Source organism: Streptomyces sp. NPDC002896, from assembly GCF_040295225.1.
Classification (GTDB): domain Bacteria; phylum Actinomycetota; class Actinomycetes; order Streptomycetales; family Streptomycetaceae; genus Streptomyces.
Genome location: NZ_JBEOVA010000022.1, coordinates 19,817 through 32,738, shown reverse-complemented (window position 1 = coordinate 32,738; position 12,922 = coordinate 19,817). Strand labels below are relative to the sequence as shown.

The following is a 12,922-nucleotide window of genomic DNA, read 5'->3' as shown; positions in this document are numbered from 1 at the left end:
CTGCCCACAACGCAACGCCGCTGCCAAGGAGGCCGAGTTGCTGGACATCGCCGACGAGCTGAGCCGCTGGGTCGCGCAGGGGCGCGACTTCGCCGTAGCCACCGTGGTGGCCGTCGGCGGCAGCGCCCCCCGCCACCCGGGCGCCGCGCTCGCCGTGGACGCCGACGGCACGGCGATCGGCTCGGTCTCCGGCGGCTGTGTGGAGGGCGCGGTGTACGAGCTGTGCCGACAGGCGCTCGAGGACGGCGAGACCGTCCTCGAGCGCTTCGGATACAGCGACGACGACGCCTTCGCCGTAGGCCTGACCTGCGGCGGCGTCATCGACATCCTCGTCACCCCGGTACGCGCGGACTCTCCCGCCCGGGAGGTGTTCGCGGCCGCGCTGTCCGCAGCTGCGGGAGGGGAGGCTGCGGCGCTCGCGCGGATCGCATCCGGACCCGCCGAACTCCTCGGCCGCGCCCTGCTCGTACGGGCAGACGGCTCGTACGAGGGAGGGCTCGGCGGGCACCCCGAGCTGAACCGCACCGCGGCCGAAGAGGCGCGCGCCTTCCTCGACGCAGGCCGTACCGGCACGCTGGAGATCGGAGAGCAGGGCTCTCGCTGCGGAGCACCGCTCACCCTGCTCGTCGAGTCATCCGTGCCGCCGCCCCGGATGATCGTGTTCGGCGCCATCGACTTCGCGTCGGCGCTGGTCCGTATCGGCAAGTTCCTGGGCTATCGGGTGACCGTGTGCGACGCCCGGCCCGTCTTCGCCACTCCGGCCCGTTTCCCAGAGGCCGACGAGGTCGTCGTCGAATGGCCCCACACGTACCTGGATTCGACGCAGGTCGACGGCCGTACGGTGCTGTGCGTACTGACCCATGACGCGAAGTTCGACGTCCCGCTGCTGCAACTGGCCCTGCGCCTCCCGGTCGCGTACGTCGGGGCGATGGGCTCGCGGCGTACGCACCTCGACCGCAACGAACGTCTGCGCGAGGTCGGCGTCACCGAGATCGAGCTCGCCCGTCTGCGCTCGCCCATCGGGCTGGATCTCGGCGCGCGTACGCCCGAGGAGACCGCCCTGTCCATCGCCTCGGAGATCGTCGCCAACAGGCGCGGCGGCAGCGGGGTTTCGCTGACCGGGGCGCACACGCCGATTCACCACGACGGGCCACAGGTGGCGGCTGGGGGTACCGCCCAGGCCCTTAAGGCACTGGGGGAGGATCGGTTCGGTCGCCTGAGCCGTCGGTAGGGTCCCTCGCGGAGGGCGGCGAACCCCCTTCTCCCACAGGTGTTTCGGTGCACACGCGCCGTGCTGGCGCACGTCTGTTGATGCACGCCTATTGACGTGCGCATGACCCTCATCGACCCTCAAGTGGGAGCGCTCCCATAAGTCCCTCGTGACCCGTTGCGAACCAGGAGTGAAGCCCATGAGACCCATCAGACGTACGAGATGCGTCCCGGCCGGCCTTGCCGCCCTGTCGGTAGTCCTGGCCTCCTTGTTGACCGGACCGGTCGCCGCCGCACCGGCCGCAGCCGCCGAACCGGCCTCCACGGTGGCGGAATCGGCGTCCGCAACCGAATCCCGCGGCCCCCGCCTCTACGTACCGGACGCCAACCCCGACGCCTACAGCCAGGCCCTCGACCTCGTCCGGGCCGGCCGGGACCGCGAGGCGGCGGGCATCGTGGCGATGGCCACCACGCCGCAGGCGGTCTGGTACGGAGACCAGAGCCCGGCCGAGGTGGAGGGGCTCGCCCGCGACATCGTGCGCGACGCCGACCGCGACGACGCCACCCCCGTGTTCGCGCTCTACAACGTCCCCGGACGTGACTGCTCCAACTACTCGGCGGGCGGAGCCGCGAACACCGCCGAGTACAAGGCGTGGATCGACGCGGTCGCACGCGGCATCGGCCACCGCGACGCCATCGTGGTCCTCGAACCGGACTCGCTGGCCCTGCTGCCCGCCGACTGCGGCCAGGACGACGCGGAGGGCACCCTGACCGCCGCCCGGTACGCGGAGGTCAACTACGCGGTCGACAAGCTGGAGCCGCTGTCCGGCACCCGGGTGTACCTGGACACGGGACATCCGGGCTGGCACTCGGTGAACTCCATCGTGCCGCGCCTGGTCAAGGGCGGGGTCACGCGTGCCACCGGGTTCTTCACCAACGCCTCCAACTACAACACCGACGACGTCAACTCCTGGTACGGCAAGCTGATCTCGTCCTGCCTCGCCCATGTCGCGGAGGGTGGCGACAGCGCCGAGTGCCCCAACCAGTGGTGGTCGCGCGCGGACGCCGAGGCGTGGTTCGACGAGAACGTGGACACGCCCGCCGCCCGTATGAAGCACTTCGTCACCGACTCCAGCCGCAACGGCCAGGGCCCCTGGACCCCGCCCGCCGGCAAGTACACCGACCCGCAGGACTGGTGCAACCCGCCCGACCGGGGCCTCGGCGCCCGCCCGACGCTGCGCACCGGCGACCCACTCCAGGACGCCCGGCTGTGGATCAAGATCCCCGGCGAGTCGGACGGCCTGTGCCTGCGCGGGACGGTGGGCCCGGAGGACCCGGAGCGCGGGATGGTCGACCCGCACGCGGGGGACTGGTTCCCCGAACAGGCCCTGGAACTGGTGCGGTTCGCTAATCCGCCGCTGCTGACGGAGGAGTGATTTCGGCCCTACGGCCCCTTTGTCCGCCCTCGGTGATCAGGGGCGCCGCAGCAAGCCGTCCGCCGCCCGGCCGAACAGCAGGCGCGCGGACGCGGTCAGCGGCGGGTCGAAGAACGGTGGCAGCCATCGCACCCGTAGTTCCTCGAGCCATACGACCCGGGAACCCGCCCCGCTCGGGTGGACCTCGAACTCGGCCCAGCCGGTGACGAACGTGCCGCGCTTCTCCAGGCGGCAGCGGGCGGGCCGGTCGGGGGCCGCGGGGTCCGGAGGCTGCCAGAGCGTCACCTCCATCGGGTCGTCGAACGCGGCCGGTCCGATGCCGGTGCGGGCCACGAAGAGGGTGCCCTCGCGGGTGGGCGGTGGTGTGGTGACGGTGACGCGGGTCATCGGCACCACGTCCGCATGGCGTTTCCAGTCGGTGAGGCGGTGCCATGCCTCGGCGGGGGAATGGGGCGTAACCCGTTCGATGCGGATGAGGGCCATTGCGTGATCGTAGGCGGCGGCGCTGGGGGCGCCGGGCGGCTCGGGGCGCCGCCCGGCGTGCCCGTCGGCGGCCGGATACCGCCTTCCGGCCGCGACGCCACCCCGGCAGGATGGCCCGGTCCGGTCGCACCCGTACTGGTATTCGCACCCGGAGGGACAGCCGTGGACCGTCAACTGCACGAGAGCCTCGACGTGTTGCAGCGCGATCCCTATCCGGGATACGAGCGGGCGAGGCGGGCGGAGGGGCTCACGTACGTCGCCGAGCTCGACTCCTGGCTCGTCTCGCGGGACGAGGACGTGCGCGAGGTGCTGCGACGGCCGGACGACTTCTCGTCGGCCAACGCGCTGCGCCCCGACATCATGCCGTCCCCCGCCGCGCTCGCCGTGCTGGGCGGGGGTTTCGGCGGCCGCCCCGTCGTCGTCACCGCGGACGGGGACCTGCACCGGCAGTTGCGGGCGCCCATCGTGCGGGGCCTGTCGCCCGCTCGGGTCGAGGCCGTGCTGCCGTACGCCGCCGAGCGCGCCGCCGCCCTCGTCGACGGCTTCGCCAAGGACGGGCACGTCGAGCTGATGACGGCGTACGCGCAGCGGCTGCCCGGGGATGTGATCGGCCGGATCGTCGGCCTGGACCCCGACGACGTACCGGCGGTGGTGCACGGCGGGTACCGCGCGGAGGAGCTGCTCTTCCGGCCACTTCCGGAGGGCGAACAGGTCGCCGCCGCTCGCGACGTGGTCGCCATGCAGCACAAGCTGGACGCCTTTCTGCGTGACCGCCACGCCCACCTGCGGCAGGACGTGGCCTCCGAGCTCGTAGTGTCCGTGGCACCCGACGCGCGTCCCGGCGAGCTCTCCCTCGACCAGCGCCACGCGCTCGTGGCCCATCTGCAGAACTTCCTTCTCGCCGGGCATCTCACCACCACCGCCCTCATCGGCACCGCGTTACTGCACCTGATGCGGCACCCGGACCAGTGGCGGCTGCTGTGTGCGGAGCCCGAGCGCATACCGGCCGCCGTCGAGGAGGCCGCCAGGTACGACACCGCGCTGCAGGGCTTCCGCCGGGTCACGACGCGGCCGCTCACTCTCGCGGGGACGAAACTGCCCGCCGGTACCTCCCTGTTCGTCGCCTTCGGCTCCGCCAACCGCGACGTGCTGCGGCACGCACGCCCCGATGTCTTCGACATCACCCGCACACCCGGCCGCCATCTCGCGTTCGGTCTCGGCGCGCACGCCTGCCCGGGATCCCAACTCGCCCAGGAGCAGGTGCGGATCACGCTGGAGCAGTTCACCCGCCGTTTCCCGGACCTGAGGCTCGCCGAGGAGCGGCCGGTCACCATGCGGCCGACGATGATCCACCGCTCCCCGGAAGCCCTGCACCTGGTCTGGTGATGCTCCTCGCGGGTGGTCCGGCGATCCCCGCGGACGGTTCCCGTCTCCTTAAGGCGCCGGACACCTCGCGGCCTCCGACCCGAGAGGTGCCCGCCGCCTCTTGGTCACCCGCCGTTGCCAGGCTGCCCGGGTGCCGCTCCTGCCCTCCTCCGTCGACTTCCGCCGTTGCCGGTTGCTGGGACTGATCGGTTCCACGGCCCTCGCGGCCGGCGGCAAGACGGCCGGGGCGCTGCCGGTCCGTGATGAGCTGTCGCTGTCGGCGGCCGGCGCGGCGCTGGGGCTGGTCGGCGTGTACTTCGGCGTCGTCCTGCTGATCGCCGCATGGGCGCTGATGGGGCGTGAGATACGCGGCGCCGAGCCGCCGGGCCCCCGCTCGCTGCTGCTGGTGCTCGCCCTGTGGGCCGCTCCGCTCGTGCTTGCGCCGCCCCTGTTCAGCCGGGACGTGTACAGCTATCTCGCGCAGGGCGCGATGGTGGACGCGCACATCGATGTGTACGCGTACGGGCCCGCCCGGCTCGGCGGGCCGCTGGTGTCCGAGGTGGCGCCCATCTGGCGGCACACCGGGGCGCCCTACGGCCCGGTCTTCCTCGGCCTGGCCAAGGTCACGGCCGCCCTCACCCGCGCCGAGGTGCCCGCCGGGGTGATGGGCATGCGGTTCGTCGCTCTGCTGGGGGTGGCGCTGATGGCGGCCGCGCTGCCCAGGCTGGCCCGGCACTGCGGCACCGACCCGGCCGCCGCACTGTGGCTCGGCGCGCTCAACCCTCTCGTACTGCTGCATCTGGTGGCCGGGGCCCACAACGACGCGGTCATGCTGGGACTGCTCGGCGTCGGGCTCGTCGCCGCGAGCGGGCGGTGGCCCATCCTGGGCGCCGTACTCGTGACGCTCGCCGCCCTGGTCAAGGCGCCCGCGGCGCTCGGCCTGCTCGCCGTCGTCGCCCTGCGCGTGCGCGGCCGCACCGGGCGGCACCGGGTGCTGCGGGCCGCGCTGACGACCGCGGCGGCCGCGCTCGCGACCACGGTCGCCGCAACGGCCGTCGCCGGTACGGGATACGGCTGGATCGGGGCGCTGAAAACCCCCGTCTCGCCGCAGAACTGGGCCCTCACCAGCGTCCTCGGCCGCCTCACCGGCGATCTCCTGCACCACGCCGGCAGCGACCTCGCACCCCTCGCCGCGCCGGCCTGGCACGGGATCGGCATCGCTGCGACGCTGGTGGCCCTGCTCGTCATATGGCTGCGCCGACCGCGGATCGCCCCCGTCTATGCCGTCGGGCTCAGTCTGGCCGCCATCGCCGTCCTCGGACCGGCGATCCGGCCCTGGTACGTCCTGTGGGGGCTGTTCCTCATCGCCGCGGCCGCGCCGAGCAGTTCGGTACGGCGCCGGGTGGCCGCCGTCAGCGGCGTGCTGGCACTGGTGGCGCTGCCGAGCGGCGGACCCATCGACACACAGCAGTTGGCGCTTGCCGTGTCCGGGGGCGCGCTCGCGGTGGTCGTCCTCTGGCAGGTCCACCAGTCCGCACGGCAGCCGACCGGACTGCCCGGGCATCGTGAACCGGAACCGTCGGTATGAGCACGCGCGGACAGGACACCCATGGGCGGGTGCGCGGACAGGGCGGTCTCATCCTGCGTGCGCCGCGTACGGCGGCCGGGCGCCGCCTGCTGGTGCTCGTGCTCGCCGCCGCCGCCGGCGTCTTCCTCGCCACTGTGCCCCTGCACCGCGACTGGTTCGATCTGCGCGTCTACTACGGCACGGTCGGCGAGTGGGTCCACCACGGCGGAGATATCTACGACTACCGGCTCCCCGGCAGCACGTACGGCTTCACCTATCCGCCGTTTGCGGCCGTCACCATGCTGCCCATGGCGCTGCTCGGCCTGCGTACCGCCATCGCCGTCGGGCTGCTGCTCAACATCGCCGCGGCCCTGGCCGTGCTCTACGTTCTGGCGGGGCCCGTCCTGCGGCGGCACGGGGGCTACGGGTGGTTCGGGTTCGCGGTTCTGGCGTGCCTGGTGGCGCTGCTCGAGCCGGTGCGGGACACGTTCAGCTTCGGGCAGGTCAATCTGCTGCTGCTGGCTCTCGTGCTGGGTGACGCCTGGCTGTTGACCAGCGGGTCGCGCGGGTCCGGCGGGCGCGCGCGATGGGCGCGGTGGGCGGGGGTCGGCATCGGTCTCGCGGCGGCCGTCAAGCTCACGCCCGCGCTGTTCATCGGCCTGCTGGTGGTTGCGCGGCGGCCCCGTGCCGCCGCCGTCGCGACGGCCGTCGCCGCCGGTGCGACGGCGCTCGCCGCGTGGGTCGCGCCCGACGCCTCCCGCTTCTACTGGACCGAGGCCGTGCGCGACACCGACCGCATCGGGCAGCTCGCCTACGTGTCCAACCAGTCGCTGCAGGGCGTCCTCGCCCGGTTCGCCGCACCCGCCGAACCGGACCGCGTCGTCTGGGCGTTGGCCGCGGTGGCGGTCCTGTGCGTATGGGCCCGGCGCGCGTACCGCGCGGTCGCGGGCGGCGACACCATGGCCGCCTTCGCTCTCACCGGCCTCGCCGCCTGCCTGATCAGCCCGATCACCTGGGTGCACCACCTCGTCTGGCTGCTTCCGTCCCTCGCGGTCCTCGCCGACGCGGGACTGCGGCACGCGCCCGGCACCCGTGCCCGCCGACGGCTCCTCGCCACGGCGGGCACGGTGTACGTGGTGCTGTGCAGCAGCGTCGTATGGCTCTGGTACGACGACGCGTCCGGCGTCGACGGCTTCCTCGGCAGCAACACGTATGTGTGGATCACGCTGGGGCTGCTGGTCTGGCTTCCGGTGCGCGGGAGGGCCGACGGCCGGGACGGACGCGACGGTGGGAGCGGACACGACCGCCAAGCCGCCCGGAACGACCTCGAGTTCACCGCTGCGGAAGGAACACCGCCCGCAGGCAGCCGTCCGTCTTCTCCTCGAACATCTGGTAGCCGCGCGGCCCCTCCGTGAGCGGCATCGGGTGCGTGGCCAGGTAGCCGGTCTCGATCTCGTTGGCGGCCATGCGTTCAAGGAGCATCGGGATGTAGCGCTGGCCGTGCTGCTGGCCCATGCGCAGGGTCAGGCCCTTGTTCATCGCGGCTCCGAGCGGGAACTTGTCGAGCACGCCGCCGAAGACGCCGAGGATCGAGACGGTTCCGCCCTTGCGGCAGGCATGGATGGCCTCGCGCAGGGCGACCGAGCGGTCCGTCTGCGCCCGCAGCGCCTGCTTGGCACGGTCGTACGCGTAGTGCGGGCCGGTGCCGTGCGCCTCCATCCCCACGGCCTCGATGCAGACGTCGGGACCGCGGCCGCCCGTGAACTCGCGCAGTGCGGCGTCCACGTCGGTCTCGGAGTAGTCGATCGTCGCCGCGCCGCAGTGGCTCGCCGCCAGCTTCAGCCGCTCGGGCACCCGGTCGATGACCGCCACGCGTTCGGCACCCAGGAGATACGAGGAGCGCGCCGCCATCTGCCCCACGCCGCCCGCGCCCCACACCGCCACGACGTCGCCCTCCTTGACGCCGCCCTGGTCCGCGCCCATCCAGCCGGTGGGCACCGCGTCCGAGGCGAACACCGCCTCCTCGTCGGAGAGCCGGTTCGGCACCGGGAAGGCACCGTAGTCGGCGAACGGCACGCGGACGTACTCGGCGTGGCTGCCCGCAAAGCCGCCCATGGCGTGCGAGTAGCCGAGGATCCCGGCGGTCGGCTGGCCGTACAGCGTCTCCGTGTACGCCGGGTTGGGGTTGGAGTTCTCGCACAGCGACCAGTTGTCGCGGCGGCACTGCCAGCAGCGGCCGCAGCCGAGGATGGAGCAGACGACGACCCGGTCCCCGGGCTTGTGCCTGCGCACCGCGGCCCCGACCTCGGCGATCTCGCCGACGAACTCGTGCCCGATGATGTCGCCGGCACGCATCGCCGGCACATAACCATTGAGCAGGTGCAGATCGGACCCGCACACCGAGCTCGCGGTGACGCGCACGATCGCGTCCTGGTCGTTGAGGAGGGCCGGGTCGGGCACGGTCTCCACCGCCAGTTCGCCGACGCCGGTCCAGCAGAGCGCCTTCACAGCAACCCCTCCTTCGTGGCGCGCCGGTCGCCCACGGCCACCAGCAGCCCGCCCGGCTTGTGGTGTCCCTCCGGCTGGCCCGCCACGCGCAGCACCTCGCCCGTCTCGGTGAACTGCTTGAACTCCCGCAGGGCCCGGCGAATGCGCTGGTCCGTGGAGGTGCCCAGGATGCGCCGCAGACTCTGGCCCGCTCCCGGCAGGGCCAGGCCGCGGGCCGCGATCTCCGTCCCGCGCCCGCCCGGTGCGTCGGCGGTCCGGACCTCCACGCCGTCGCCGAGGCGGTCGAGGGGCGGCGGGAGAACGCCCTCGGGCATCAGCTCGGGGCGGGGCACGCCGACCGTGATGACGTGCCACCGGCCGTGTTCCTGGTCCTCGTTGCCGGTCCCGTCGCCCAGGTTGCGTAGGACGGCGGCGGTGCCGACGACCGCTCCGGCAGCCGCTGCGCCCCATGCCGCTGTGCGTATGCGCATGTCCCTCCTCCTCATACGTCGCGTCTGTCGAGCGGGCGGTTCGCGGGTCCCTGGAGCACCTCGCCGTCGACACCGAAACGGGAACCGTGGCAGGGGCAGTCCCAGGACCGTTCCGCGGAGTTGAAGCCGACGAGGCAACCGAGGTGCGTGCACCGCGCGGACACGGCGTGCAGGGCGCCGTCCTCGTCGCGGTACACCGCGCTGCGCCGCCCGCCGTGCTGCACCACGGCGCCGCTGCCCGGGGCGATGTCGTCGACGGACTCGATGGACACCGCCTGCAGCCGGTCGCCGATGAAGTGGCGGCCGGTCTCCAGCTGGTGCCGGACGAAGGCCGGCGCCTCGCGCAGCAGGCTCAGCATGCGGCGCGGGTCGTACAGGCCCGCCCACGGGGGCCGTTCGCCGGTGATGAGGTCCGCAAGGAGCCGGCTGGCCATGATGCCGCCGCTCATGCCCCACCCGCCGAACCCCGTCGCCACGTACACGTGCGCGGCGCCGGGATGCAGGGGGCCGACCAGCGCCACGGTGTCCGTGGGATCGGTGTCCTGCGCTGCCCAGCGGTGGGTGATCTCCACACCGGGGAAACGCTCCTGCGTCCAGTCGGCCAGGCTCCGGAACCGCAGGTCCGTGTCGCCCGTCCCGGGCCGGGCGAGCTCGCCCGTGACGATCAGCAGCCGCTGCCCGTCCCCGTGCGGTGCGGTGCGTACTGAACGCGTGTTCTCCTCCTGCGTGATGTACATGCCGCCGGGGTCCCGCTCGGGCGCCAGCGGCCCGGCGACGACGAGGTCCCGATGGACCGAGAGGCGGCCGAAGAGCAACGCCCGGTCGAAGACGGGGTAGTGCGTGGCGACGACGACGTCCCAGGCGGTGACCTTGGCCCCCGACTCGGTCCCGAGCACGCACGGCGCGCCCTCGTCGAGGCCCAGGACGCGGGTGCCTTCGTAGATCCTCCCGCCGTGTGCCTCGAGATCCCTCTCCAGCGCGAGCAGGTACTTGCGGGGATGGAACTGCGCCTGGTCCTCGACCCTGACCGCGCCCGCGACCGGGTACGGCAGGCCCGTCTCGGTGACGAAGGAGGCCTCGAGGCCCGCCTTGCGGGCGGCGTCCGCCTCGGCCCGTATCCCGTCCAGCCGCTCGGGGTCCTGGCAGTACGTGAACGCGGGGACCCGCTCGATGTCGCAGTCCGCGCCGAGTTCGTCGGCGACCGCAACGGCGTGCTCGATCGCGTCGGACTGCGAACGCGCGTACAGACGCGCGGCGTCCTGGCCGCGGGAATGGCGCAGGCGGTCGTACATCAGGGTGTGCAGCGCCGTCAGTTTCGCCGTCGTATGGCCGGTGACCCCCGCGGCGACGCGGGACGCCTCCAGGACCACCACGCTCCGCCCCTTGCGGGCGAGTTCCCAGGCCGTGCAGAGTCCGGCGATGCCGGCCCCGACCACGGCCACGTCCGCCTCCGTGTCCTCGGTGAGCGGAGGACGGGTGGGGAAGGCGGCCGAGGCCATCCAGTACGACTCGTAGACGCCGGGGAGGGCAGCAGTCGTGGCCATGGGTGCCCGCCTACCACCGGTACCAGCGCGTCCGTCCGCCTCCCGGGCCCGCACGGGTCGTGAAGAATCCGATGATCCACACGATCAGCAGGACCAGTGCGATCCACCAGAGGACGTCCAGGGCGAAGCCGGCTCCGAAGAGGATCAGGATCACCAGGAGCACCAAGAGCAGCGGGATCATGTCAGCACCTCCTGACAGTCCGGTTGCCCGAAAAATCCCGCTTTACTGCTGGCGTTGCATTCTTGATCGGGTCTTTGACGGGCCGCGATGCCCATACTGGCGTTCTGGTCCGGGTTTCCGCCCTGACCGGAGGGCGGCATAAGCCGCTGGGCAGGGTCATTCACTGGATCTCCGACAAAACGAGGAGAGTCTGCATGATGCCGGAGTTGACGGGAAGCCGGAGGGTGGAGTGACCGGCGGCGCACGCTTCACCGTCGATGTCAGGGTCAAGGGCGACGCGTACTGGTCCTGGTGCTGGGTGGTGAGCTCGACCACGACTCGGCCGCCGCACTGCGCGACGCTCTGACGGAGGGCCTGAGCACGGCCGCCACGCGCATCGTGGTGGACTGCAAGGACCTGACGTTCTGCGACTCCACAGGGTTGAACGTCCTGCTGCACGGGCGGCTCGATGCACAGGTCGTCGGTGTCGGACTGGAGCTCGCAGCCCTTCGGCCGCCGGTGGCCCGCATGTTCCACATCACCGGAGCCGAGACTGTCTTCCGGCTGTACGGCAGCGTCGACGAGGCACTGATCGGCCGACCGCAGGAGTGACGGGGCCTGGCGGGCGACGGAGCCCGGCGAGCGAAGGACCTCGGCGAGTGACGAGCGCAGGCAGGAGTGACGGAGCGCAGCTATGACGGAGCGCGCCATGATCGACGGACTCCCCACGCAGGGGCAGACCCGGCGGCTCGCCCTGTACGGGACCAGGGGCGTGGTCGGCCGGTGCCGGGACTTCTGCCGCGAGTGCCTCCTGGACTGGCGGTGGCTCCCTGCCGGGGACGAGGACGGCCAGGCCGTGGTCGACGACGTCCTGCTCCTCGTGTCCGAGCTGGTCACCAACGCCTGCCTGCACGCCGGAGGGCCCCAGGAGCTGATGCTGAACTGCACCCCGGAACGGCTGCGCATCGAGGTCACCGACGCCAGCCCCGTCCCGCCGCGACCGCGCCCCCGGGGGCCCGCGGGGCAGCCCGGCGGCAACGGACTCGTGGTGGTGGAGCGGCTGGCGCGCACCTGGGGGTCCACGCGGCGGGGAGCCGGCAAGGCCGTGTGGATCGAGGTGGCGCCGCCGCTCAGCGTTTCGCGGACTCCGTCGCGGGTGCCGGGGGCGCGGTAGCGGCCGCTGCCTCGCGGTGGTCTCCGCCGGAGCCGGGCTCATCGCCTTCGGCGGCCGGTTCGGGACTCGGCTCGGGGGCGGGTTCCGGGTCCTCCAGCAGGCCCGTCCGCAGTACGTCCAGGGTGCGGGCCAGCAGCCGCGAGACGTGCATCTGGGAGATGCCCAGGCGGGCGCCGATCTCCGACTGCGTGAGCTCGTCGCAGAACCGCAGGGACAGGATGAGGCGGTCGCGCTCGGGGAGTGTGGCTATCAGCGGCTTCAGCGATTCGAGGCATTCGACGACGTCGAGCGCCGGGTCCTCCTCGCCCAGTTGGTGGGTGGCCCTGCTGCGGGGTTCGTCGTTCTCCACCGGGGCGTCGAGCGAGCGCGCCGCATAGACGTTCGCGGCCTGGCGGCCCTCCTCGAGTTCGTCCTCGCTGATGCCCAGGCCCTCGGCCAGCTCCGCCGCCGTGGGTGCGCGCCCCAGCTGCTGCTCCAGCGTGTCGACCGCCTTGGCGATGTCGATCCTGAGCTCCTGCAGGCGGCGCGGCACCCGGACCGCCCAGCTGGTGTCGCGGAAGAAACGCTTGATCTCGCCGACGATCGTGGGCAGCGCGAAGGACCGGAACTCGACCTCGCGCTGTACGTCGAAGCGGTCTATGGCCTTGATCAGGCCGATCGTCCCGACCTGGACGATGTCCTCCATGGACTCCCGGCGGTTGCGGAACCGGGTCGCCGCGTACTTCACCAGGCTGAGGTTCAGTTCGACGAGGGTGTTGCGCACGTACGAGTACTCGGGTGTGCCCTCCTCCAACGTCCGGAGCCGCTTGAAGAGCGAGGACGAAAGGGCCCTCGCGTCCATCACGCCGATGGTCCTCAGGTCCGGTATCTCCGGCAGACCGGACAGGGCCGCGCGCGCGGCCGCCGAAGGCGCCGCGGGCGGGGCCTCGGCAGGGGGGTCTGTATGGCGAGTGCGGACGGGGCGAGTGAGCGGGGACATGGGCGCTCCTTCGACGGATGGCGGGCG

13 protein-coding genes are annotated in these 12,922 nt (G+C 72.5%); 7 read left to right on the top strand and 6 right to left on the bottom strand.

Features of this window, described 5'->3' with window-relative positions; genetic code table 11:
• Positions 1 to 37 precede the first annotated feature (37 nt).
• A complete protein-coding gene (locus tag ABT009_RS32175; protein ID WP_351302922.1) occupies positions 38 to 1,231 on the top strand; it encodes an XdhC family protein in 1,194 nt (397 codons plus the stop codon).
• 178 nt (positions 1,232 to 1,409) lie between these two features.
• Positions 1,410 to 2,645: a glycoside hydrolase family 6 protein gene (locus tag ABT009_RS32170; protein WP_351302919.1), complete on the top strand. Its 1,236-nt coding sequence runs from the start codon at positions 1,410 to 1,412 to the stop codon at positions 2,643 to 2,645.
• 36 nt (positions 2,646 to 2,681) lie between these two features.
• Here the strand turns inward: ABT009_RS32170 and ABT009_RS32165 are convergent, their stop codons facing one another.
• Positions 2,682 to 3,128: an SRPBCC family protein gene (locus tag ABT009_RS32165; protein WP_351302916.1), complete on the bottom strand. Its 447-nt coding sequence runs from the start codon at positions 3,126 to 3,128 to the stop codon at positions 2,682 to 2,684.
• 162 nt (positions 3,129 to 3,290) lie between these two features.
• Between ABT009_RS32165 and ABT009_RS32160 the strand changes: the two genes are divergently transcribed.
• From ABT009_RS32160 to ABT009_RS32150, 3 genes are all read left to right on the top strand, one after another.
• A complete protein-coding gene (locus ABT009_RS32160) occupies positions 3,291 to 4,514 on the top strand; it encodes a cytochrome P450 (protein WP_351302913.1) in 1,224 nt (407 codons plus the stop codon).
• Positions 4,515 to 4,653: 139 nt separating this feature from the next.
• A complete protein-coding gene (gene mptB / locus ABT009_RS32155) occupies positions 4,654 to 6,081 on the top strand; it encodes a polyprenol phosphomannose-dependent alpha 1,6 mannosyltransferase MptB (RefSeq protein WP_351303165.1) in 1,428 nt (475 codons plus the stop codon).
• Positions 6,082 to 6,134: 53 nt separating this feature from the next.
• Positions 6,135 to 7,475: a glycosyltransferase 87 family protein gene (locus ABT009_RS32150; protein ID WP_351303163.1), complete on the top strand. Its 1,341-nt coding sequence runs from the start codon at positions 6,135 to 6,137 to the stop codon at positions 7,473 to 7,475.
• On the opposite strand, the gene ABT009_RS32145 is transcribed toward ABT009_RS32150, so the two are convergent.
• Genes ABT009_RS32145 through ABT009_RS32130 form a run of 4 tightly spaced genes read right to left on the bottom strand, consistent with a single transcriptional unit; the run spans position 7,393 to position 10,763 of the window.
• Positions 7,393 to 8,568 carry a zinc-dependent alcohol dehydrogenase gene (locus ABT009_RS32145; RefSeq protein ID WP_351302910.1) on the bottom strand — a complete coding sequence of 392 codons (1,176 nt, stop codon included), beginning with the start codon at positions 8,566 to 8,568 and terminating at the stop codon, positions 7,393 to 7,395. The genes ABT009_RS32150 and ABT009_RS32145 overlap by 83 nt on opposite strands.
• Positions 8,565 to 9,038, bottom strand: a complete 474-nt coding sequence (locus ABT009_RS32140) for a hypothetical protein (RefSeq protein ID WP_351302907.1) — start codon at positions 9,036 to 9,038, stop codon at positions 8,565 to 8,567. Before ABT009_RS32140 ends, ABT009_RS32145 begins: the two co-directional genes overlap by 4 nt.
• 11 nt (positions 9,039 to 9,049) lie before the next feature.
• Positions 9,050 to 10,582, bottom strand: coding sequence for an FAD-dependent oxidoreductase (locus ABT009_RS32135; protein WP_351302904.1), 1,533 nt, complete (start codon positions 10,580 to 10,582; stop codon positions 9,050 to 9,052).
• A gap of 10 nt (positions 10,583 to 10,592) precedes the next feature.
• Positions 10,593 to 10,763 carry a DUF5670 family protein gene (locus ABT009_RS32130; protein ID WP_351302901.1) on the bottom strand — a complete coding sequence of 57 codons (171 nt, stop codon included), beginning with the start codon at positions 10,761 to 10,763 and terminating at the stop codon, positions 10,593 to 10,595.
• A 291-nt stretch (positions 10,764 to 11,054) separates the two neighbouring features.
• Here ABT009_RS32130 and ABT009_RS32125 point away from each other — a divergent pair, with 291 nt between their 5' ends.
• Positions 11,055 to 11,354 (top strand): STAS domain-containing protein, encoded by a 300-nt coding sequence (locus tag ABT009_RS32125; RefSeq protein ID WP_351302898.1) that lies wholly within the window; start codon positions 11,055 to 11,057, stop codon positions 11,352 to 11,354.
• An 82-nt stretch (positions 11,355 to 11,436) separates the two neighbouring features.
• On the top strand, positions 11,437 to 11,916 hold the full coding sequence (locus tag ABT009_RS32120) for an ATP-binding protein (protein WP_351302896.1): 480 nt from the start codon (positions 11,437 to 11,439) through the stop codon (positions 11,914 to 11,916).
• Here ABT009_RS32120 and ABT009_RS32115 read toward each other — a convergent pair.
• The gene (locus ABT009_RS32115; RefSeq protein WP_351302893.1) at positions 11,873 to 12,895 is read right to left on the bottom strand and encodes a SigB/SigF/SigG family RNA polymerase sigma factor; all 1,023 of its coding nucleotides are present in this window, start codon (positions 12,893 to 12,895) and stop codon (positions 11,873 to 11,875) included. The genes ABT009_RS32120 and ABT009_RS32115 overlap by 44 nt on opposite strands.
• Positions 12,896 to 12,922: the final 27 nt, after the last annotated feature.